This is a genomic window from Streptomyces sp. NPDC058796 (assembly GCF_042745235.1).
GTDB lineage: Bacteria > Actinomycetota > Actinomycetes > Streptomycetales > Streptomycetaceae > Streptomyces.
This window is the reverse complement of sequence record NZ_JBHYOP010000002.1, coordinates 330085-348598: the sequence shown is the minus strand read 5'-3', so window position 1 is coordinate 348598 and position 18514 is coordinate 330085. Positions and strand designations below refer to the sequence as shown.

At 73.5% G+C, this 18514-nt stretch carries 12 protein-coding genes; 4 read left to right on the top strand and 8 right to left on the bottom strand.

Annotated elements, in window-relative coordinates; all coding sequences use genetic code 11:
* The first annotated feature begins 51 nt into the window (after nt 1-51).
* Complete coding sequence (locus ACFW47_RS06895) at nt 52-570, top strand: DoxX family membrane protein (protein ID WP_386281434.1); 519 nt, start codon at nt 52-54, stop codon at nt 568-570.
* Between the two features lie 78 nt (nt 571-648).
* Here the strand turns inward: ACFW47_RS06895 and ACFW47_RS06890 are convergent, their stop codons facing one another.
* Nucleotides 649-1944, bottom strand: a complete 1296-nt coding sequence (locus ACFW47_RS06890; RefSeq protein ID WP_386305038.1) for a hypothetical protein — start codon at nt 1942-1944, stop codon at nt 649-651.
* 432 nt (nt 1945-2376) lie between these two features.
* Here ACFW47_RS06890 and ACFW47_RS06885 point away from each other — a divergent pair, with 432 nt between their 5' ends.
* Nucleotides 2377-2886: a pyridoxamine 5'-phosphate oxidase family protein gene (locus ACFW47_RS06885; protein WP_386305036.1), complete on the top strand. Its 510-nt coding sequence runs from the start codon at nt 2377-2379 to the stop codon at nt 2884-2886.
* A 12-nt stretch (nt 2887-2898) separates the two neighbouring features.
* Here ACFW47_RS06885 and guaA read toward each other — a convergent pair whose 3' ends face one another.
* A complete protein-coding gene (gene guaA / locus ACFW47_RS06880; RefSeq protein WP_386281440.1) occupies nt 2899-4479 on the bottom strand; it encodes a glutamine-hydrolyzing GMP synthase in 1581 nt (526 codons plus the stop codon).
* A gap of 376 nt (nt 4480-4855) precedes the next feature.
* Between guaA and ACFW47_RS06875 the strand changes: the two genes are divergently transcribed.
* Entirely contained in the window at nt 4856-5143 is a 288-nt protein-coding gene (locus tag ACFW47_RS06875) for a chorismate mutase (RefSeq protein WP_217245427.1), read from the top strand.
* Nucleotides 5144-5779: 636 nt separating this feature from the next.
* Entirely contained in the window at nt 5780-6856 is a 1077-nt protein-coding gene (locus ACFW47_RS06870) for an LAETG motif-containing sortase-dependent surface protein (RefSeq protein ID WP_386281442.1), read from the top strand.
* Between the two features lie 78 nt (nt 6857-6934).
* Here ACFW47_RS06870 and ACFW47_RS06865 read toward each other — a convergent pair whose 3' ends face one another.
* The 6 genes from ACFW47_RS06865 to ACFW47_RS06840 all read right to left on the bottom strand — a co-directional run bounded on the left by ACFW47_RS06865 (nt 6935) and on the right by ACFW47_RS06840 (nt 18458).
* Complete coding sequence (locus ACFW47_RS06865; RefSeq protein WP_386281444.1) at nt 6935-8752, bottom strand: GMC oxidoreductase; 1818 nt, start codon at nt 8750-8752, stop codon at nt 6935-6937.
* Nucleotides 8753-8800: 48 nt separating this feature from the next.
* Complete coding sequence (locus tag ACFW47_RS06860) at nt 8801-10414, bottom strand: succinic semialdehyde dehydrogenase (protein WP_386305035.1); 1614 nt, start codon at nt 10412-10414, stop codon at nt 8801-8803.
* 335 nt (nt 10415-10749) lie between these two features.
* Entirely contained in the window at nt 10750-12510 is a 1761-nt protein-coding gene (locus ACFW47_RS06855) for a protein kinase (RefSeq protein ID WP_386305034.1), read from the bottom strand.
* Between the two features lie 82 nt (nt 12511-12592).
* The gene (locus ACFW47_RS06850) at nt 12593-13693 is read right to left on the bottom strand and encodes a serine/threonine-protein kinase (protein ID WP_386305235.1); all 1101 of its coding nucleotides are present in this window, start codon (nt 13691-13693) and stop codon (nt 12593-12595) included.
* 124 nt (nt 13694-13817) lie between these two features.
* Nucleotides 13818-15527: a protein kinase gene (locus ACFW47_RS06845; protein ID WP_386281452.1), complete on the bottom strand. Its 1710-nt coding sequence runs from the start codon at nt 15525-15527 to the stop codon at nt 13818-13820.
* 156 nt (nt 15528-15683) lie between these two features.
* Nucleotides 15684-18458 carry a protein kinase gene (locus ACFW47_RS06840; protein ID WP_386305032.1) on the bottom strand — a complete coding sequence of 925 codons (2775 nt, stop codon included), beginning with the start codon at nt 18456-18458 and terminating at the stop codon, nt 15684-15686.
* Between the last annotated feature and the right edge of the window lie 56 nt (nt 18459-18514).

Here is an 18514-nt window from a genome sequence, read left to right as displayed (position 1 = left end):
GGGGTCTCGGCACGCGTGGGCGAGAGGCGGCTGGCAGTGATGACTCACGGTATGCGGACGGATGCGTACACCTCACATCCGGACGGCGGCGGAGGCTGGCGGGACCAGGCCGCCCGCTACGCCCTCCTGCCTCTGCGGATCTTCCTGGGCGTCACCTTCATCTACGCCGGTCTCGACAAGCTCACCGACAGTGCCTTCATGAAGGACTCCGGTGCCGGCTCCGTCGGCGACATGATGCGGACGGTCCGCGACTCCTCGGCCATCCCGGGCCTGGTCGACCTGGCCCTCAAGAGCCCTTCCGGGTTCGGTTACGCCATCGCCCTGGGCGAGCTGGCCGTCGGCGTCGGCACGCTGCTCGGGCTGCTGACCCGGCTCGCCGCGCTCGGCGGCGCCCTGATCTCGCTCAGCCTCTGGCTGACCGTCAGCTGGGCCTCCGACCCCTACTACTACGGCAACGATCTGGCCTACCTCATGGCCTGGATCCCCCTCGTACTGGCGGGCGCCCCGCTGCTGTCACTGGACGCGGCGTTGCACTCCCGACGACACCGAAGGACGGGCGGGTACCGGTAGGCCCCTTCCCTGCCCTCCCGGGGCCGGCCCCGGCCCCTGCCGCCGCCCACGCCCCGCCCCGCCCCGCGCCCGCGCCGGTCAGTCCGTCACGTCGATGGCGTACCGGTTGGTCTCCGCCCCCGCGCTCGTGACGACCTGGACGTCCACCCGGCCCGGTTCGACGTCCGCCGGGACGGGGACCGTCAGCAGGTCGTCCGTCGGGTTGCTGAAGCCGCCGGTGACCGGGACCAGGGGTACGTGGACGTTGACCGCGCCGATGCGGACGACCATGCGGGAGAGGCGGTCGGCGCGCTGGGCGCCCGGCGGTACGAAACCGGCACCGCGGATCTCGATGTCGTCGCCCGTGCGGATCGGCGCGTCCAGGTCGCCCGCCTCCCGGGCCCGCACGACGGAGAGGATCACCGGACGCCCGCCCTCCGCGTACTTGCCGGCCACGTAGGTCGCGGCCGACACCAGCACCATGACGGCCAGGCCCCACGGCAGGTCGGGCAGCTGGTCCGGGCGCCGGGCCAGCCGTACCGCCGCGAAGACGAGGGCGACCGTGCTGATCACGACGTACTGGATGTCGGCGAAGGTGCCGCGTCCGGCGTCGTCCGTCAGGAGGTCACAGGCGCGCGGCCGGTCCGCCCGTACCTTCTGCAGCCGCTGGCCCAGGACCCGCAGTCCGACCACCCGGCGTACGAGGACGGCGATCCCGCACACCACCGCGAGCACCGTCACGGCACCGGCGCCGCGGGCCAGTTCGAGCCCGGAGACCAGCTCGTCGCGTCGATCGTGTCCCGAGGCGAGGGCCAGCTGTCCGGCCAGGACGAGCACGGCGTAGGCGACGAACAGCACCCAGGCCGCCGCCACGGCGCGGGACGTGGAGAGGCGGTTGTCCTCACCGATCACCGGGGCCAGCGCCCCGCCCCGCGCCCGGTGGAACCACGACGCCGCCGTCAGCGCCCCCGCCACGACCAGCGCCGCCGAGAGCCCCGCGGTCCGCGCGGCCGTCCAGCCGCCGCCGACGGCGGTGAGCGCCTGTACGAGGAGCAGCAGCACGACCGCGGCCCACACGACGGCCGCCGTGCGACGCCCGAGGCCCGCGAGCCATGCCTCACCCTCGGCGCGACCGCGTTCGGCGACTTGTTCCGCGGACTGGGTCAGCTCCTCCGAGACCCACTGCCGGGAGGCGGAGGCCGAGTGGGCCACCGCGGCCGGCAGCCCTTGCCCGGCCGCGAACTCGTCCCGCCGCGACAGGAACGCCGCGACCGCCCGGCGATGCCCCTCGCGGGCGCCGTGCGGGCAGTCCCCGCAGGTGCAGCCGCCCCCGTGCGCCGCCTCGTACGCGCCCTTGCCCGAGTCGCTCCCGCGTCTCGCCTCCTGCACCGCCACGCCCGACGCCCGCCTTCCCCGACCCCTGCGACAACCCCCGCGAAAACCGCGGTGGAACCCAGCAACGACACCCGCACGACATGCGCGCGCCGTCCGCACGACACCGGCCCGGGCGGCCACCGCGCCGACCGCGGCGGGCACCCTAAGTCCCGTGGGACGAAAGCGAATTGTGCCGTACGCAGCCCCCTGCGCGCGCGCCGGCCCGGCCCGCACTGCCCAGCGCGGGTGACATGCGGCCCCGCGTGTTGACCCGGCCGAGCCCACCGGCGGCCGAGCCGACCGGCGGCCGACCGACAACGGACCCGACCACGGACCCGACCACGGACAGACGGCGGAACGACGGCGGGCAGACGACGGTTCGACGGCGGGCAGACAGCGGACCCGGCGCGATACCGGACACGAGGTGTCGCCTTTCGGGTCCACACTCGCCCTATGTCTGTCAGCACCGCACCGGCCGCCGCCCCCGGCCCCACCGTGAACTGGTCGCATTTCGCCACCGCCGAACCCGCGCTCGCCGCCACCGTCGAGGCGCGCTTCGGCGCGTACACCCACCACGTCCTCGCCACCCTGCGCAGGGACGGCTCGCCGCGCACCACCGGACTGGAGGTGCGCTTCCTGGGCGGTGAGCTGTGGCTCGGCATGATGCCGGGCTCGGTGAAGGCGCTCGACCTGCGCCGTGACCCGCGGTTCGCCTTGCAGGCGAACCCGGGGGACGGGACCGGGATGGGCGGCGGGGACGTCCGGATCGGCGGACGGGCGGTCGAGGTCGAGGACGCCGCGACGCGGGCCCGGTACGTGAAAGAGGTGGAACCGCCGGAGCCGTTCCACCTCTTCCGTACCGAGCTGACGGAGGTCGTGCGGACCTCCGTGGAGGACGACGCGTTCCTCGTCGTCCAGGTCTGGCAGCCCGGCCGGCCCCTGCGCACCGTCAGGCGCGCATAGGGGCCGCTCGGGTCACTCCCACTCGATGGTGCCCGGCGGCTTCGAGGTCACGTCGAGGACGACGCGGTTGACGTCCTTGACCTCGTTGGTGATGCGCGTCGAGATCTTGGAGAGCACGTCGTACGGCAGCCGCGACCAGTCGGCGGTCATCGCGTCCTCGGACGAGACGGGCCGCAGCACGATCGGGTGACCGTAGGTGCGGCCGTCGCCCTGGACGCCGACGGAGCGCACGTCGGCGAGCAGCACCACGGGGCACTGCCAGATGTCGCGGTCGAGGCCGGCCGCCGTCAGCTCCTCGCGGGCGATGGCGTCGGCTTCACGGAGCAGGTCGAGCCGCTCCTTGGTTACCTCGCCGACGATGCGGATGCCGAGACCCGGACCCGGGAAGGGCTGGCGCTGGACGATCTCCTCCGGCAGGCCCAGCTCCTGGCCCACCATCCGGACCTCGTCCTTGAACAGCTTGCGCAGCGGCTCGATGAGCTTGAACTCGAGGTCCTCGGGGAGCCCGCCGACGTTGTGGTGGGACTTGATGTTGGCGGTGCCGGTGCCGCCCCCGGACTCGACGACGTCCGGGTAGAGGGTGCCCTGGACCAGGAACTCCACGGCCGGACCCTGGTCGGCGATGATCTCGGCCTGGGCCTGCTCGAAGACCCGGATGAACTCGCGGCCGATGATCTTCCGCTTCTCCTCGGGGTCGGAGACCCCGGCCAGCGCCTTCAGGAACCGCTCGCTGGCGTCCACGACCTTCAGCTGCACGCCGGTCGCGGCGACGAAGTCCTTCTCTACCTGCTCGGTCTCGCCCTTGCGCATCAGGCCGTGGTCGACGTAGACGCAGGTGAGCTGGGAGCCGATGGCCTTCTGGACGAGGGCGGCGGCGACGGCGGAGTCCACACCGCCGGACAGGCCGCAGATGGCGCGCTTGTCGCCGACCTGCTCGCGGATGGCCGCGACCTGCTCCTCGATCACGCTGCCCGTGGTCCAGTCGGGGGCGAGGCCCGCGCCGCGGTACAGGAAGTGCTCCAGCACCTGCTGTCCGTGCGTGGAGTGCATCACCTCGGGGTGGTACTGGACGCCGTAGAGCTTCTTCTCGTCGTTCTCGAAGGCGGCGACCGGGACGACGTCGGTGGAACCGGTGACGGTGAAGCCCTCGGGGGCGGCGGAGCAGGCGTCGCCGTGGGACATCCACACGGCCTGCTCGGCGGGGGTGCCCTCGAAGAGGGTGGAGGAGGGCTTGGAGACCGTCAGGTCGGTGCGGCCGTACTCGCGGGCGCCGGAGTTGTCGACGGTGCCGCCGAGGGTCTGCGCCATCAGCTGGAAGCCGTAGCACATGCCGAAGACGGGGACGCCCGCGTCGAAGAGGGCGCGGTCGAGGGTGGGGGCGCCCGGCTCGTACACCGACGAGGGGCCGCCGGAGAGGATGATGGCCGCCGGGTTCTTGGCGAGCATCTCCTCGACCGGCATGGAGCTCGGCACGATCTCGCTGTAGACCCGCGCCTCGCGGACACGGCGGGCGATGAGCTGGGCGTACTGCGCGCCGAAGTCGACGACCAGGACGGTGTCGGGGGCGGCGGCAGCGGGAGTCGCTGATGACACGGGGTGCCTTCCGGCGGTCGGGCGGGGGTCTTGTGCTCCCGATTCTACCGAGGCGGACGGCCGCCCCGTCCCGGCCGCGGTGCCCGGCGCCGCCCCGGTGGCACGTCTCACCATGCGGATCGCCTCCGGGTCACCATGCGAACCGGGTTGGCCACGGACCGTTCGCAGGGCATACTGGCGCCATGCGCGAGTACCAGGTGTTCAGCTTTATCTATGGCAACCGGCCCACCGGCTGCCATGGTCGTGCTGCTTGAGCAACTGACGAGCGACTACTTCCCAGGCGCCCCGGGCCGACAAGGCCCGGGGCGCCTGTCGTTTCCGGGTCCCGCCGCCCCGGGGCACCGCCACCACCCCCTTCCCGGCGAGGAGCCCCGACGTGACCGTCACCACCGCAGACAAGACCGGCGCCCGCACCGCAGAGGCCGCCGACGTGATCACCGGCGCCCGGGAGCGCATCGACGCGCTCGACGACCGGATCATCGGTCTGATCCAGGAACGGATGGCCGTGTCCGCCGTCATCCAGCAGGCACGGATCACCTCCGGTGGCCGGCGCGTGAATCTCTCCCGCGAGATGGAGGTCCTCGGCCACTACAGCGAGGCGCTGGGCAAGCCGGGTACGTCGCTTGCGATGACGCTGCTGGAGCTGTGCCGGGGGCGTGTCTGAGCGTCGCGGCCGGGCGTCGCCGAGCGTCGCATCTGAGTTCGGGCCACTTCTCACCCGTACGGCGCGTGACCGCCGCACGGGACGCTTCGTTGGTCCCGGTGTCCGTGCCAGCCAGGGGCGGGCCCGAAAGAACCACGCGTGGCTCGCTGGAGCGATGAGACGTACGGATCGTGCCGTACGTCGTGGGACCTCGCTCCAGGAAGTGACCGGACGGCAGGGGACAGCAGCCCGGTCACCCATGAGAACGGCCGGCTCCGGGGACGCCCGGGGCCGGCCGACGGGAAATGCCCCGGGCCCGGGACGCCCCTCCCCCTCACAACCGCATGCTCGACGGACCTGCGGCGCGCCCCCCAGCGCCGCTCCGAGGCACCGGCGCAGCCCTGACGCCGGTGCTGGCTGAGGAAGGGCCCCGCGGCCACGCCCTGCGGGGCCCTTCGCATGCGTGCAGCACATGTACGTGACGCACGACACATAAAGATTCCGTGAATACGCGGGCAACCATTCACAGGCTTCGCTGATCAAACAAGCCGAACCGATCGAGTAGATCGGCAGAAGGGTCCACCGCGCCCACACGCGGAGGCCTCCTCAGAGCCCCGTACCGCCGGAGTGCGGTACGCCTGACTTCACGAGGTCTTCATGAAGCTTCGCCGCGCCATCGTGACCATGGCCGCGACGTCCGTCATCGCCCCGCTGGCACTGCTGTCGGCACCGGGCGCCTTCGCGACGGGGAGCCCCTCCCCGTCGACTGGTTCCTCGTCCGAGACGGCCACGGCCACTGCGACAGCCACGGCCACGGACGACCAGACTTCCCCCTCCGACGGTAAGAGCACTCCCTCCGACGCGCAGAGCACGTCGTCCGAAGGGGAGAGCACGCCCTCGGAGAAGCAGAGCACCCCGTCCGCCGAGGAGAGCACCCCCGGCTCGGGGACGACCAGCCCCGCGCCGTCGCCGTCGGTCTCGGCGCCGACCGACGGACCGACGGAGCCGGAGCTGCCCGACGCGCCGGTCTGCGAGGAGATCGACGGGGACTACGCCGACGCCAAGGTGTCCGCGGACCTCAAGGGACTGCCCGGCAAGATCGTGGCCGGCGACGGCTACCACCCGTTCCAGCTCGTCGTCACCAACGAGTCGAAGACCGATGTCAGTGAGGTCGCCTTCTACGCCGAGGTGGAGAACTACGAGTTCGAGGACGAGTCGAAGTTCCTGAGCCCGTACGTCGACCTGGAGTTCAAGAACCCCGAGTCCGGGGCCTGGGAGCGCATCGGCGACGAGTACTGGGCCGGCGACTACTTCTTCTACATGGAGAAGATGAAGGCCAAGGCCAGCCAGACCGTCGACATGCGGGTCAGCGTCGACGCCAACGCCCCGGCCGGTGACGCGTACTCCTTCGCCTTCGGCGCCTACCTGGACAACGTCGACGGCCAGGAGTGCGTCGCCGCGGGCTGGAGCCAGTACGAATTCGAGATCCTCTCGGCCGGTTCCGGCAACCCCGACCCGGGTACCGCCAAGCCCGGCGACAAGGGTGACAAGGGCGGCAAGATCTCGGTGAAGAAGCCGCAGGGCAACGTCTCCGAGCTGCCGACCGGCAGCCTCGCCGAGACCGGCTCCAGCTCGGCACTGCCGATGATCGGCCTCGTCGGCGGGCTCGCCGTCGTCGCGGGTGCCGGTGCGGTGTTCGCCGTCCGCCGCCGCAGGGCCGGTGTCGAGGCGTAGCCAACGGCACGGCTCCACGGAACGAGAAGGACCTGCGCTCGGAGGGGGGCGCAGGTCCTTCTGCGTGTGCATCGCCCGCTACTTCTTGGGCGGCACCGCCGGCATCCCGAGGAACGGCAGCCGCAGCGCGCCGAAGGCCTCGGCCGGGACCGCCGGGGACTTGGGCTCGACGGGCGTCAGGCGCCGGTACTCGGTGCCCTGCGCCGGACGCGGGTCCTCCTCGCCCTTGTTGGGCCAGTACGACATCGCCCGCTCCGCCTGCGCCGTGATGGTCAGGGACGGGTTGACGCCCAGGTTCGCGGAGACCGCGGCGCCGTCGACGACGGAGATGCCGGGGTGGCCGTAGAGGCGGTGGTACGGATCTATGACGCCGGTCTCGCGGGAGGCGCCGATGGGGCAGCCGCCCAGGAAGTGGGCGGTGAGCGGGGTGCCCATCAGTTCGCCGACGTTGGAGCCGGCGAAGCCGTTGATCTCGGCGGCGAGCGCGGCGGCGCCCTCGGTGGCGGCCTTGATCTGCTTGGGGTTGGGCGAGCCGTGGCCCTGGCGGGCGGTGAGCAGGCCCTTGCCGACGCCCGTCGGTTTCAGGTGCGTGGTCAGGGAGTTGTCCAGGGACTGCATCACCAGGCCGATGATGGTGCGCTCCGACCACTTGCGGTTGGAGAGCGAACGCAGGACCAGAAGAGGGTGCTTGGCCGCGTGTCCCAGGAAGCCCAGGACGCGGGAGGCGCCGGAGGCGGTGTGACCGGCGTAGGGGACCTGGAGGATGGACAGGCCGCCCATCGAGTTGGAGCCCTTGCCGTAACGGACCGGCTCGATGTGGGTGTTGGCGTCCGGGTGGATCGAGGACGTGATGGCGACGCCACGCGTGAAGTCGGCGCGCGGTTCGCCGGTCGCCTTGCGGTAGCGCCGGTCGTCGGTCTGGGCGCCGACCAGGGCCTCGGAGTTGGTGCGGGTCAGCTCACCCAGCTTGTCGGACAGGTGCGGGAGCTGGCCGTTCGCCTTCATGCGGTGCAGCAGGGTCTGGGTGCCGTAGGTGCCGGCGGCCATGACGACGCGGCGGGCGGTGAAGGTGCGGCCCGCGCCTTTCTTCTTCCGGTCGGTGGGGAGCGTGGCCACGGCGAAGCCGCCGCGCGAGTCCTCGGTGACCGACACGACCGACGTCATGGGGTGCACGACCGCGCCCGCCTTCTCGGCGAGGTACAGGTAGTTCTCGTTGAGGGTGTTCTTCGCGCCGTGCCGGCAGCCGGTCATGCACTCGCCGCACTCGTTGCACGCCTTGCGGTCGGGGCCGGCGCCGCCGAAGTACGGGTCGGGTATCTCCTCGCCCGGCTTCGCCTTCGCCGTTCCGTCGGCGTCCTCGCCGTCGCCGAAGAAGACGCCGACCGGCGCCATGTGGAAGGTGTCGCCGACCCCCATCCGCTGGGCGGCGGCCTTCAGGTGCACGTCCGAGGGGGTCATGGTCGGGTTGAGGCGGACCCCGAGCATGCGCTTGGCCTGGTCGTAGTACGGCGTCAGCTCGTCCTGCCAGTCGGTGATGTCCCGCCACTGGGGGTCGTCGAAGAAGGGCTTCGGCGGTACGTAGAGGGTGTTGGCGTAGTTGAGGGAGCCGCCGCCGACGCCCGCACCTGCCAGGACCATGACATTCCCGAGCAGGTGGATGCGCTGGATGCCGAACATGCCGAGCCTGGGGGCCCAGAGGTAGTTCTTGAGGTCCCAGGAGTTCTTCGGCAGCGACTGACGGGTGAAGCGGCGGCCCGCTTCCAGGACGCCGACCCGGTACCCCTTCTCCGTCAGGCGGAGGGCGGAGACGGAGCCGCCGAAGCCGGAACCCACGACGAGGACGTCGTAGTCGTACCCGTTCTCGTCCCGGGTCTGGACAGAGTTCTCCTGCGACACGTGCTCTCCTCGTTGAGAACGGGCGGTGGTGGGGGTTGCTCGGGTGGATCAGCGGAAGCGGAACGCCTTCATCAGCCGCAGGCTTCGGCTCATGAACGCCGCGTACTTCTCGTCGTCCATGCCGAGCGACGGGGCCATCGGCAGCAGCCGCTGGTGGGCGACCGTCTGGGCCTCGGTGTACTTGAGGATGCCCTCGGAGCCGTGCCGGCGGCCGAGGCCGGAGTCCTTCATGCCGCCCATCGGGGCCTGGGCGCTGCCGTAGGCGGGGGCGTACCCCTCGTTGATGTTGACGGTGCCGGTGCGCATCCGGGCGGCGACCTCGTGGCCGCGCCGGGCGTCCTTCGTCCAGACCGAGGAGTTCAGGCCGTACGGCGTCGAGTTGGCCTGCTCGACCGCCTCGTCCTCGGTCTTGAAGCGGTAGACGGAGACGACCGGGCCGAAGGTCTCCTCGGTGCACACGGTCATGGGGGCCACGACGCCGTCGAGGATGGTCGGCTCGTAGAAGTACGGGCCGATGTCCGGGCGAGCGACCCCGCCCGCGACGAGCTTCGCGCCCCGCTCGACGGCGTCCGCCACGTGCGCCTGCACGGTCTGGAGCTGCCGCTCCCCCACCAGCGAGCCCATGTCGGCGCCGTAGGAGAGGGAGGTACCGAGCCGCATCGCCTTGGTGTGGGCGGCGAAGCGGTCCAGGAAGGCGTCGGCGACCGATTCGTGGACGTAGAGCCGCTCGATGGAGATGCAGAGCTGGCCGGCCGAGGAGAAGCAGGCCCGTACGGCACCCGCCGCGGCCTTCTCGATGTCGGCGTCCTCCAGGACCAGCATGGCGTTCTTGCCGCCGAGTTCGAGGGAGACGCCGACCAGGCGGGCGGCGGCGCCCTGGGCGACCTCGCGGCCGGTGCGGGTGGAGCCGGTGAAGGAGACGTAGTCGGCGCGCTTGACGACCTCGGGGCCGACGACCGGGCCCTCGCCGAGGACGACCTGGAAGACCTCGGCGGGCAGGCCGGCCTCGATGAGCAGGTCGCGGGCCCACAGGGCGGTCAGGCAGGTCTCGGTGTCGGGTTTCATGACGACCGCGTTGCCCGCGACGAAGGCGGGGAGCGCGTCGCCGACGGACAGCTCCAGCGGGTAGTTCCAGGGGGCGATCTGGCCGACGACGCCGCGCGGGTGGCGCAGTTCGGTGACCTTGGTGAGGGTCGGTACGGCGCCGGTGTGCCGCTTGGGACGCAGGTACGCGGGGGCCTTGCGGCCGTAGTGCCGGGCGGCGACGGCGACGGCCTGGACCTCCTCGTGGGCGTGCAGGCGGGCCTTGCCGGTCTCCAGCTGGATGAGGTCGAGGACCTCGGCCTGCCGCTCCAGGACCAGGTCGTGGAAGCGGAGCAGGACCGCGGCGCGCTGCCGTACCGGTGTGCGCTCCCACACGGCCTGCGCGGCGCGGGCCCGCTCGAAGGCGCCGGCCACGTCCTCGGGCGTCGACTCGGGCAGGTCGGCGAGCTTCTCGCCGGTGAACGGCGTGTGGTTGGCGGTGCGGCCGGAACCGGCCACGCCCTTGGTGAGCTGGGCGACCAGCTCGGGGGTGACCACGTCCGCAGCGGTGCGGGCGCCCGCCGGGCTGGGGGCGAGGGGGTTGGTGCCGGTGATTTCCGGGGCCTGCGCGTCCGTCATGAGCCGCAGGGTATGACGCCGCGACGGCTTTGTGTACCCGTCGGTAATCGGGATTCACCGAGTGCTCACACATTGCCAGTGATCGCTGGCAACAAACCCGCTGATCAGGGCGTTGTGTGGAAGGGTTGCACCCGATCCTTTCATTTCGCGGCGGGGCGGGCCGGAGGCCGGCGACGGCCCCGGCGCCGAGCGGGACGCCGTCGGACCTCGGACCGCGGTTGCGCGGCGCCGGGGAGTGCGCGGCGCGCAGCGCGCCCAGGACCACGGCCCCGGTGCGGGCGGCCCCGGGCGCCGCCGGGCAACCGTTGCCCCGACCAGCCGGTTCCGGACGCCCTTCAGGGCTTCGCGACCTCCCAGTTGGCGATCACCGTCCGGGCGATCTCGCGTCCCTCGTCGGCGAAGTGGCCCTTGCGGGGGTAGTCGATCCACAGCCGGTACATGTCGCCGTTCGCGGCCCGGTAGTAGACGATGTGGAACTCGCGCTCGCGCGGCTCCTGCGTGTCCGTGGTCGTGTACGCGATGACGTTCTCGGCGGCCTTCTCGCCCCGGTACTCGGTCTCCTTCGGCTCCCCCTCGGGCGCGGGCTTGTCGGCGAAGTCCCAGGAGTACTCACCGTCCTTGAGCATGTCCCAGTCCGCCCAGGCGCCCGCGATCGCGGTGCCCGGCATGTCCCCGTCCTCGTCCTCGGCCTTGATGTCGCGGTCGACGTGGACGGTCACGGCGCCGCTCGGGTCGGCGAACGTCTCGTTGGTGCCGTCCCAGTCGTCGGGGTGCTCCTTCTCCTTCACGAACGAGGCCGGCAGGCCGACGCTCACACCGGCCTTCTCGCTCAGCTCCTGCGTCTTCCACCCCTCCGGCAGCGGCCCCGCGAAGGGCTCCGCGATCACCAGGTACGACGCCACCGCCGCCGCGACGACCGCCGCGCCCAGGGTGATCCACACGTTGCGGCCCAGCCGCACGCTCCATGCGGATCCTGCGCCGGACGACCCGCCCGGACCTTCCGGCCCGTCCGCCCCGCCGCCCCGGACCACGCGGGTGGGTGCGGGCTGGGGCGGGTTCGCGGCGGCCTCCAGCAGGGCGCGGGTGCGGGCGGCGTCCGGGCGGCGTGCCGGGTCCTTGTCCAGCAGGCCGGTGATGAGTTCGGCGAGCGGTCCCCGCGCGGCGGCGGGCGGCGCGGGCGCGGCGTTGAGCACGGACTGGAGCGTGGCGGGGGTGTTGCTGCGGCGGAACGGCGAGACGCCCTCCGTCGCCGCGTACAGCACCACACCCAGCGACCACAGGTCGCTCGCCGGGCCGGGGCGCCGGCCCAGCACCCGCTCCGGTGCGATGTACTCGGGCGAGCCGACGAATCCGCCGGTGTCGGTCAGGTTGGTCTCGCCCTCGATCTGGGCGATGCCGAAGTCGGTGAGGACGACCCGGTCGTGCCGGCCGAGCAGGACGTTGTCCGGCTTCACGTCCCGGTGCAGGACGCCGGCCGCGTGCGCGGCCTCCAGCGCGCCGAGCACCTCCAGGCCGATCCGGGCCGCCTCGCGGGCGCCGAGCGTGCCCTCCTGCAACGCGTCGCCCAGCGAACGGCCCCGCACCAGCTCCATCACGATCCACGGCTGGTCGTCCACCACCGCCACGTCGTGGACGCCGACGACGGCGGGGTGGTCGAGCCGGGCGGCGGCGCGGGCCTCGCGGCGCATCCGCTCGAAGGCGTTGGCCCGTTCGCGTTCGGGAAGGTGGTCGGGGACGCGGGGCTCCTTGACGGCGACCTCGCGGTCCACGGTCTCGTCCTTGGCCCGCCACACCGTGCCCATGCCGCCGTGCCCGAGTCTGGCGATCAGCCGGTAGCGGCCGGCGATGAGACGCCCGGCGCCCGGGTCCGGGGTGCCCGCGGAACGGGGCGGCGCCGGCATCTGGATCGCCGGCTGCTCCCGGGCCTCCGGCTGCTCTCGGGCCTCCGGCCGGGCCTGCGCCCGCGGCGGCACGACCTGGGTGGGCGCCGCGTACGGATTGCCGGGACGGGGCACCGCCACGGGCGGGTTCGGTGGTTGCAGGCCGAAACTCGTGGGCTCGTCCGGCCCGTTGTGCGGTCCCCCGTTGCTGCTCATGGGTCCATGCATATCGCGCCGGACGTGCCCGCATCCACCACCCGTGCGCGGCGGTCACAGAGCCGTGACGCACGGCTGCCGCTTATCTCCCGTTTGAGGGTGTTGCGGAGGCACCGGAGGCGGACGAGGGGACGGGCGGCACCCCGGAGGGGGACGCCGGTTCCGTCGTCGAGGTGGCGGACGGCGAACGCGTCGGCGCGCCACCCCCGTCGCCGCCGTCCCCGTCGGCGAGCAGTGCCGCCGCCGTTACGCCCGCGCCGACCGCCGCGGCGACCAGCAGCACGGCGGTGAGCACGGCCCGGGTCGTGCGCCGGGGCTCCGCCGTCCCGGGCGGCCCGGGCGCACGGCCCGTGGCCAGAAAGGCACGCAGCATCCGCTCCGCCTCCGCCGCGTCCAGACGTCGCCGCGGGTCGCGCTCCAGCAGGCCCCGGACGACCGGGAGCAGCGGCCCGGCCTCGGCGGGCGGGCGGATCTCCTCGGTGACCACGGCGTGCAGGACGCCGCCCAGCGAGTCCCGGTGGAAGGGCGAGGCACCGCTGAGGACCGCGCACAGCAGCACGCCCACCGACCACAGGTCGGACTCCGGGCCCGTCCCGGCGCCCGACATCCGCTCCGGGGCGGTGTACTCGGGGGAACCGACGAAGGAGCCGGTCTCGGTGAGCGTGGTGGCACCGGCGACCTGGGCGACGCCGAAGTCGGTGAGCACCACCCGCCCGTCCTCGGACAGCAGCACGTTGGACGGCTTCACGTCCCGGTGCAGGATGCCGGCCGCGTGCGCGGTGTGCAGGGCGCCGAGGAGGGCGATGCCGATACGGGCGGCCTCGGCGGCGTCGACCGGGCCCCGGTCGATCACCCGGTCGGCGAGCGACCCCCCGTCGACCAGTTCCATGACCATGTACGCGCGTTCGTCGTCCTCGACGACGTCGTGCACGACGATGACGTGCGGGTGGCTGAGCTGGGCGACCGCGCGGGCCTCGCGCAGGGTGCGCTCGCGGCGCCGCCGGGCCTCGGCCGCGGAGAGCGTCTCGTCGAGGGGGAGCGCCTTCACGGCCACCTCGCGGCCGAGCAGCTGGTCGGTGGCCCGCCACACGATGCCCATGCCGCCGCGACCGAGCCGCTCGTGGAGCCGGTAACGGCCCGCGATGACACGCCCGCCCGCCCCCTCGGTCATCATGCGTCCCATCATGCCCCACCGGACGCATCGGCTCCGGGCAGCAGTCACCAGGCTGGCCGACAACCGACGAACGTACGAACGCCGTTGCGACGAATTCCGGCCACCGTCCGTCCGACGCCCGGTGCGAGGCGGGTCAGGCGGTCCCGGTCTTCTCCTGCCAGCTCTGCAGCACCGTACGGAACCGCTGCCGTGTGGTCTCCCAGTCGTCGGCGGGGCCCGACATGTTGAGGGCGTACTCGACGCCGTCCCGGGACATGTACGTCTGCGACACCGCGCGGCGCGGCCCGGGGAAGGGGGTGTCCTTGGCCAGCGCGGTCCAGGTGTACTCCCAGCGGGCGCTGTCGCGGTCGCGGTAGCCGGTCCGTTCCAGGACGACGCGCCGGTAGTCGACCAGCCGCTGGAGCTGCACCTCCAGGTCCAGCTGGTGCGCGTACGGGTCGTTGTAGTCGGGAGCGCGGTCGACGGATATGCGCAGGACGTGTTCACCGCCGTCGGGCGTGTAGTCGATCTGCCGGAGTTCGCCGCTGTCGCCGCCGAAGTCCGCGCGCTGCCAGTCCTCGGGCAGGTACAGGCTGAAACCCAGCGGGTCGTCGCGGCGCACCCAGTCGGCCGGAACGGAGCCACCGGGGCCCTTGCCCTGCGCCGCGGACGGGGACGCGGAGGGCGAGCGGGCGGGGTCCGGGCCGGCCGTCGAGCCCGTGTCGGCCCGCTGTTGCAGCACCACGGCGGTACCCGCGCCGATCAGCGCGGCCACGGCGACGACCAGGACGGCCGTGCGCAGGCGGCGACGGCGGCGGGGCGGGGAGGTGGCCGCCTGCGGGTACCCCGCCGCCGTGCGGGCCGCCGGCACGGGGCCGGGCGCGGCGTGTCCGACGGGCGTCGGGCCGACCGCCGTCGGGCCGGTGGCCGTCCGGTACGGCGTCGCGGTGGTCCCGCCCGGCGGCCCCGCGGCCCCCTGGTGGACCGTGCCGTCCTGCCCGGACGGGCCCGAGTAGCGCGTCGGCACATACGCCTGGGCGGACTTCGGCCGCCGCCCCTCCGCGGCCTCCGCGAGCATCTGCTCGGCCTCGGTCACGTCCGGGCGCGTGGCCGGGTCCTTGCGCAGCAGGGCGTCGATGACGGGCGCGAGCGGACCGGCGTACCGGGGCTCGGTGGCCTCCTCCTCGACGACCGCCTGCATGGTGGTGAGCGGTGACGTGCGGCGGAACGGCGATCTGCCCTCCACCGCCGTGTACAGGGTCGCGCCCAGCGCCCACAGGTCGGAGGCGGGGCCGGGGTCGTGGCCGCGGACGCGCTCGGGGGCCAGGTAGTCGACGGAGCCGACGACCTCTCCGGTCCGGGTGATGGTGGAGTCGCCCTCTATCTGGGCGATGCCGAAGTCGGTGAGCAGTACGCGGCCGTCCTCGCCGAGCAGCACGTTGCCGGGCTTGACGTCGCGGTGCAGCACGCCCGCGGTGTGCGCGGCGCGCAGGGCCCGCAGGACCCACAGCCCGATGCGGGCCGCCTCCCGCGGCTCGACCCGCTCCTCCTCCTTGACCGCGTCGGCCAGGGAGCGGCCCTCGACCAGCTCCATCACGATCCACGGCCGGCCGTCGTGTTCGAGTACGTCGTGCACGGTGACGACGGCCGAGTGGTTGATCCGCGCCGCCGCGCGCGCCTCTCCCCGGGTGCGCGCCAGCAGTATCGCCTGGTCGCTCTCGGAGACGTAGTGCGCGGCGGTCAACTCCTTGATGGCGACGACCCGGTGCAGCACCTCGTCGTGTGCGCGCCACACCCGGCCCATGCCGCCGCTGCCGATGGCGTCGCTGAGCCGGTAACGGCCCGCGACGAGCCGGCCCTGCATCTGATTCACGTTGCCCCGCAATGATCTGGTCAAGGTCAGACTAGGGACCGCTCACCCCGCGGGGAACGGGTGGGGCGGTATGGAAACCGCTCTGTGACGGTTGTCGCTTTCCGTGAAATGGCTCAACCAACGTGACGGCGGGGGGGCGCTGAACGGTCAGCCGGTGTACTGGTAGGTGACCGAGGCCTGTTCGAACAGCCGGGTCACCTCGTCCCGGTCCGTCACCGGGCCGCGGACCTGGACCACGTGGTAGCGCCCGTCGACGAGCATCGCGAGGTTGCGCACGTACAGCTCGCCGTCCGCGCCGGTCCAGGTGAACTGGCCCTCCGCCATGGTCCGTCCGCCGACCTCGATGGTCTTCAGCCCGCTGGAGGTGGCCCAGCTGGAGGCGCGGTACGACGCCAGTTCCGGCTCGGCGTCGCGCTGGTAGGCCATCGGGTCGTCGCCGTACTCGGCGGCGCGGTCCCGGCCCGGTACGACGATCAGCTCGAAGTCGCCCTTGCTGTAGACGACCTGCCCGCTGCCGTTGCGGGGTGTGCGCTCCCAGCCCTCGGCGACGGCGACGCGGAAGCCCTCGGCGTCCTCGCGCAGGGTGAAACCGTCGGCCAGGGCGGGGGCGTTGCCCTGCGTCTCGGTGGCACCGGACGCCGACCGGGAGGGGGCGGACTCGTTCTCCGGTGACGTCTGCTCCGGGCGGGGCCCGGCTCCGCCGTCCGGGGACCGCTCGGGCGGCGCCTGGCTCGCCTCTCCGGCGGCGCCCGTGCGGTCGCCGGCCCCGTCCGTGCCGCTCTTGGGCATGAACAGCATGGCGTACGCGATCGCTCCGGCCAGGGCGAGCAGTATCAGCAGGAGCAGGATGCGGCCGAGGCTGCGCGGGGAGCGGGCCGTCTCCCGCCGGTCGCGTTTGTGCCGTCCGTGGTGTGCGGGCAGGCCGGCGCGCCGCTTGCGCACCAGCTCGCCCCGGCGGCGCACGATGGGCAGGCGGCCGGTCTCGGCGGGCGGGGCGGACACGACGTGCAGGCCCGCCTCCGGCTCGGGCGCCGACCTGACGAGGGAGCGCAGCCAGCCGCGCAGCTCCTCGAAGTCGAGGCGCTCGGTGGGGTCCTGTCGCAGCAGCGACTCGACGACCGGACGCAGCGGCCCGCACTCCTCGGCGAACGCCGGCGGCTCCGCGCAGACGATCTGCACCAGTTCGGCGGTGGACTCCTCCGGGTACGGTGCGTGGCCCTGTACGGCGCGGAAGAGCAGGGCGCCCAGGGCCCACAGGTCGGTGGCGGGTCCGATGGGCGCGGCCAGCTGCCAGTTCTCGTGCACGGGCCCGGCCTGCTCCGGGGCCCAGCGCTCGGTCACCGGTCCGACCACGGCCATCCGGGTCTGGCGGGCCCGTTCGGCGGCGAGGGCGGTGGCCGGGCCGCGCGGGAGGGGGGTGCGGGCGGCCGGGGCGTCCCAGTGACCGTGCCCGGTGGGCGCGGCGGGGGCCGTCTCCGGTTGCGGGGCGGCGGACAGGGCGGAGGCGGGCGGTTCACCGGTGGCGCGGGGGGTGGCGCCGTGCCAGGAGGCCGTCGTGCGTACGCCGTAGGGGTCGGCGATCTGTCCCGGCGGAGCGGCGGGCGGTGCGTGCTGCCCGGTGGCGTCGGCGGGCCGGGGGACGGCGAGGTGAGGGCCGGGGGTGTGGGCGCCGGGCTCCGCGTCGTGGCCGACGGGGTGCGAGGGCCGGTCCGGCGCGTACGAGGGCCGTCCCCGGTCGGTGCCGGTGCCGGGTTCCGTGCCGGTGCCGACGCCTACGGCGCGGGGAGAGCCGTCGGGGCCGTCGTCGGGGGCGGGGCGGGCGCCGGGCAGGGCCGCGCGGCCGTTCCTCCCCTCCTGGACGCGGGCGGCGGCACGGGCGCCGGCGCGGTAGGCGGCGATGGCTCCGGCGCGCGCGGCGCGGACGTCCCCGCTGGTCTCCAGCGGCGCGGGGGCGGTGCCCGCGGTGCCCTGGGGGACGGGCAGCCCGCCCACGTCCCGGGCCTCGATGGCGGCCCGCCGGTCGGCCTCGGGATCGCCGCCGCCGGACCCGAAGATCCCGGACCGCGCACCCTCCGGGCCGACGCCGTGCACCTCGGCACCGCCGACGCCACGGACACCGGGCACGAAACCGCCGGAGCCGGCGGCCCTGGCTCCGGCAGCGTCGGAACCGGCACCCCGGCCTCCGCCACCGCCGGTCCCGGCACCCCGTGCCCCGGCCCCCGCTCCCCCACCGCCCCGCCCGAAGGTTCCGTCAGGAGCGACCGCGGTGCCGCCGCCCTCCTCGGCGTCGGGGGCCGGCACCGGGTCGTACCCGCACAGCGCCTCCTCCGCCGCCCCGACCGCCAGGCCGGTCAGCACCACGCGCCCGTCGTCGCAGACGAGCACCGTGCGCGCGGTGATGTTGCGGTGCACCCAGCCGTACGTGTGCAGCACCCGCAGGGCCAGGAGGATGTCGGAGGCCACCTCGGCCGCCCGGTAGGGCGTCAGCGGCTGCTCGGCGAGCAGGGCGGCCAGCGGCCTCGCGGCCACCAGCTCGCTCACGATCCACAGGGAACCGCCCTCGGCGAACACGTCGAAGACCTGGTCGAGGCGCGGGTGGTCGGGTACGGCCGCCGCGGCCTGCGCCGCCTCGACGGCTCGGCGTACCACCGGGTCGGCGGGCTTCCGGGAAGCGCCGCGCGCGGCCGCCGACCGGCCGCCGGCGTGCCCGAGGCCGCCGTCGCGGGCCGTGAACCCGTCGGGCAGACCGTCCGCGTCGAGCACCTCGGCCTCAACGACCTCGGGCAACGGCACCTGCCTGACCAGGACTTCCTGGCCGCTGTAGGTGTCGAAGGCCCGGGTCTCGGTGAGTTCGTACTCCTCGGACGGCGGCAGCGGCAGGCGGTAGCGGTCGGCGAGCACCCGTCCCGCATAGTCGTCCACGTCGCCACCCCCGGCAGCCCGTCGGTCAATTCCGTTCGCCCGGCGGGCCGTTCCGG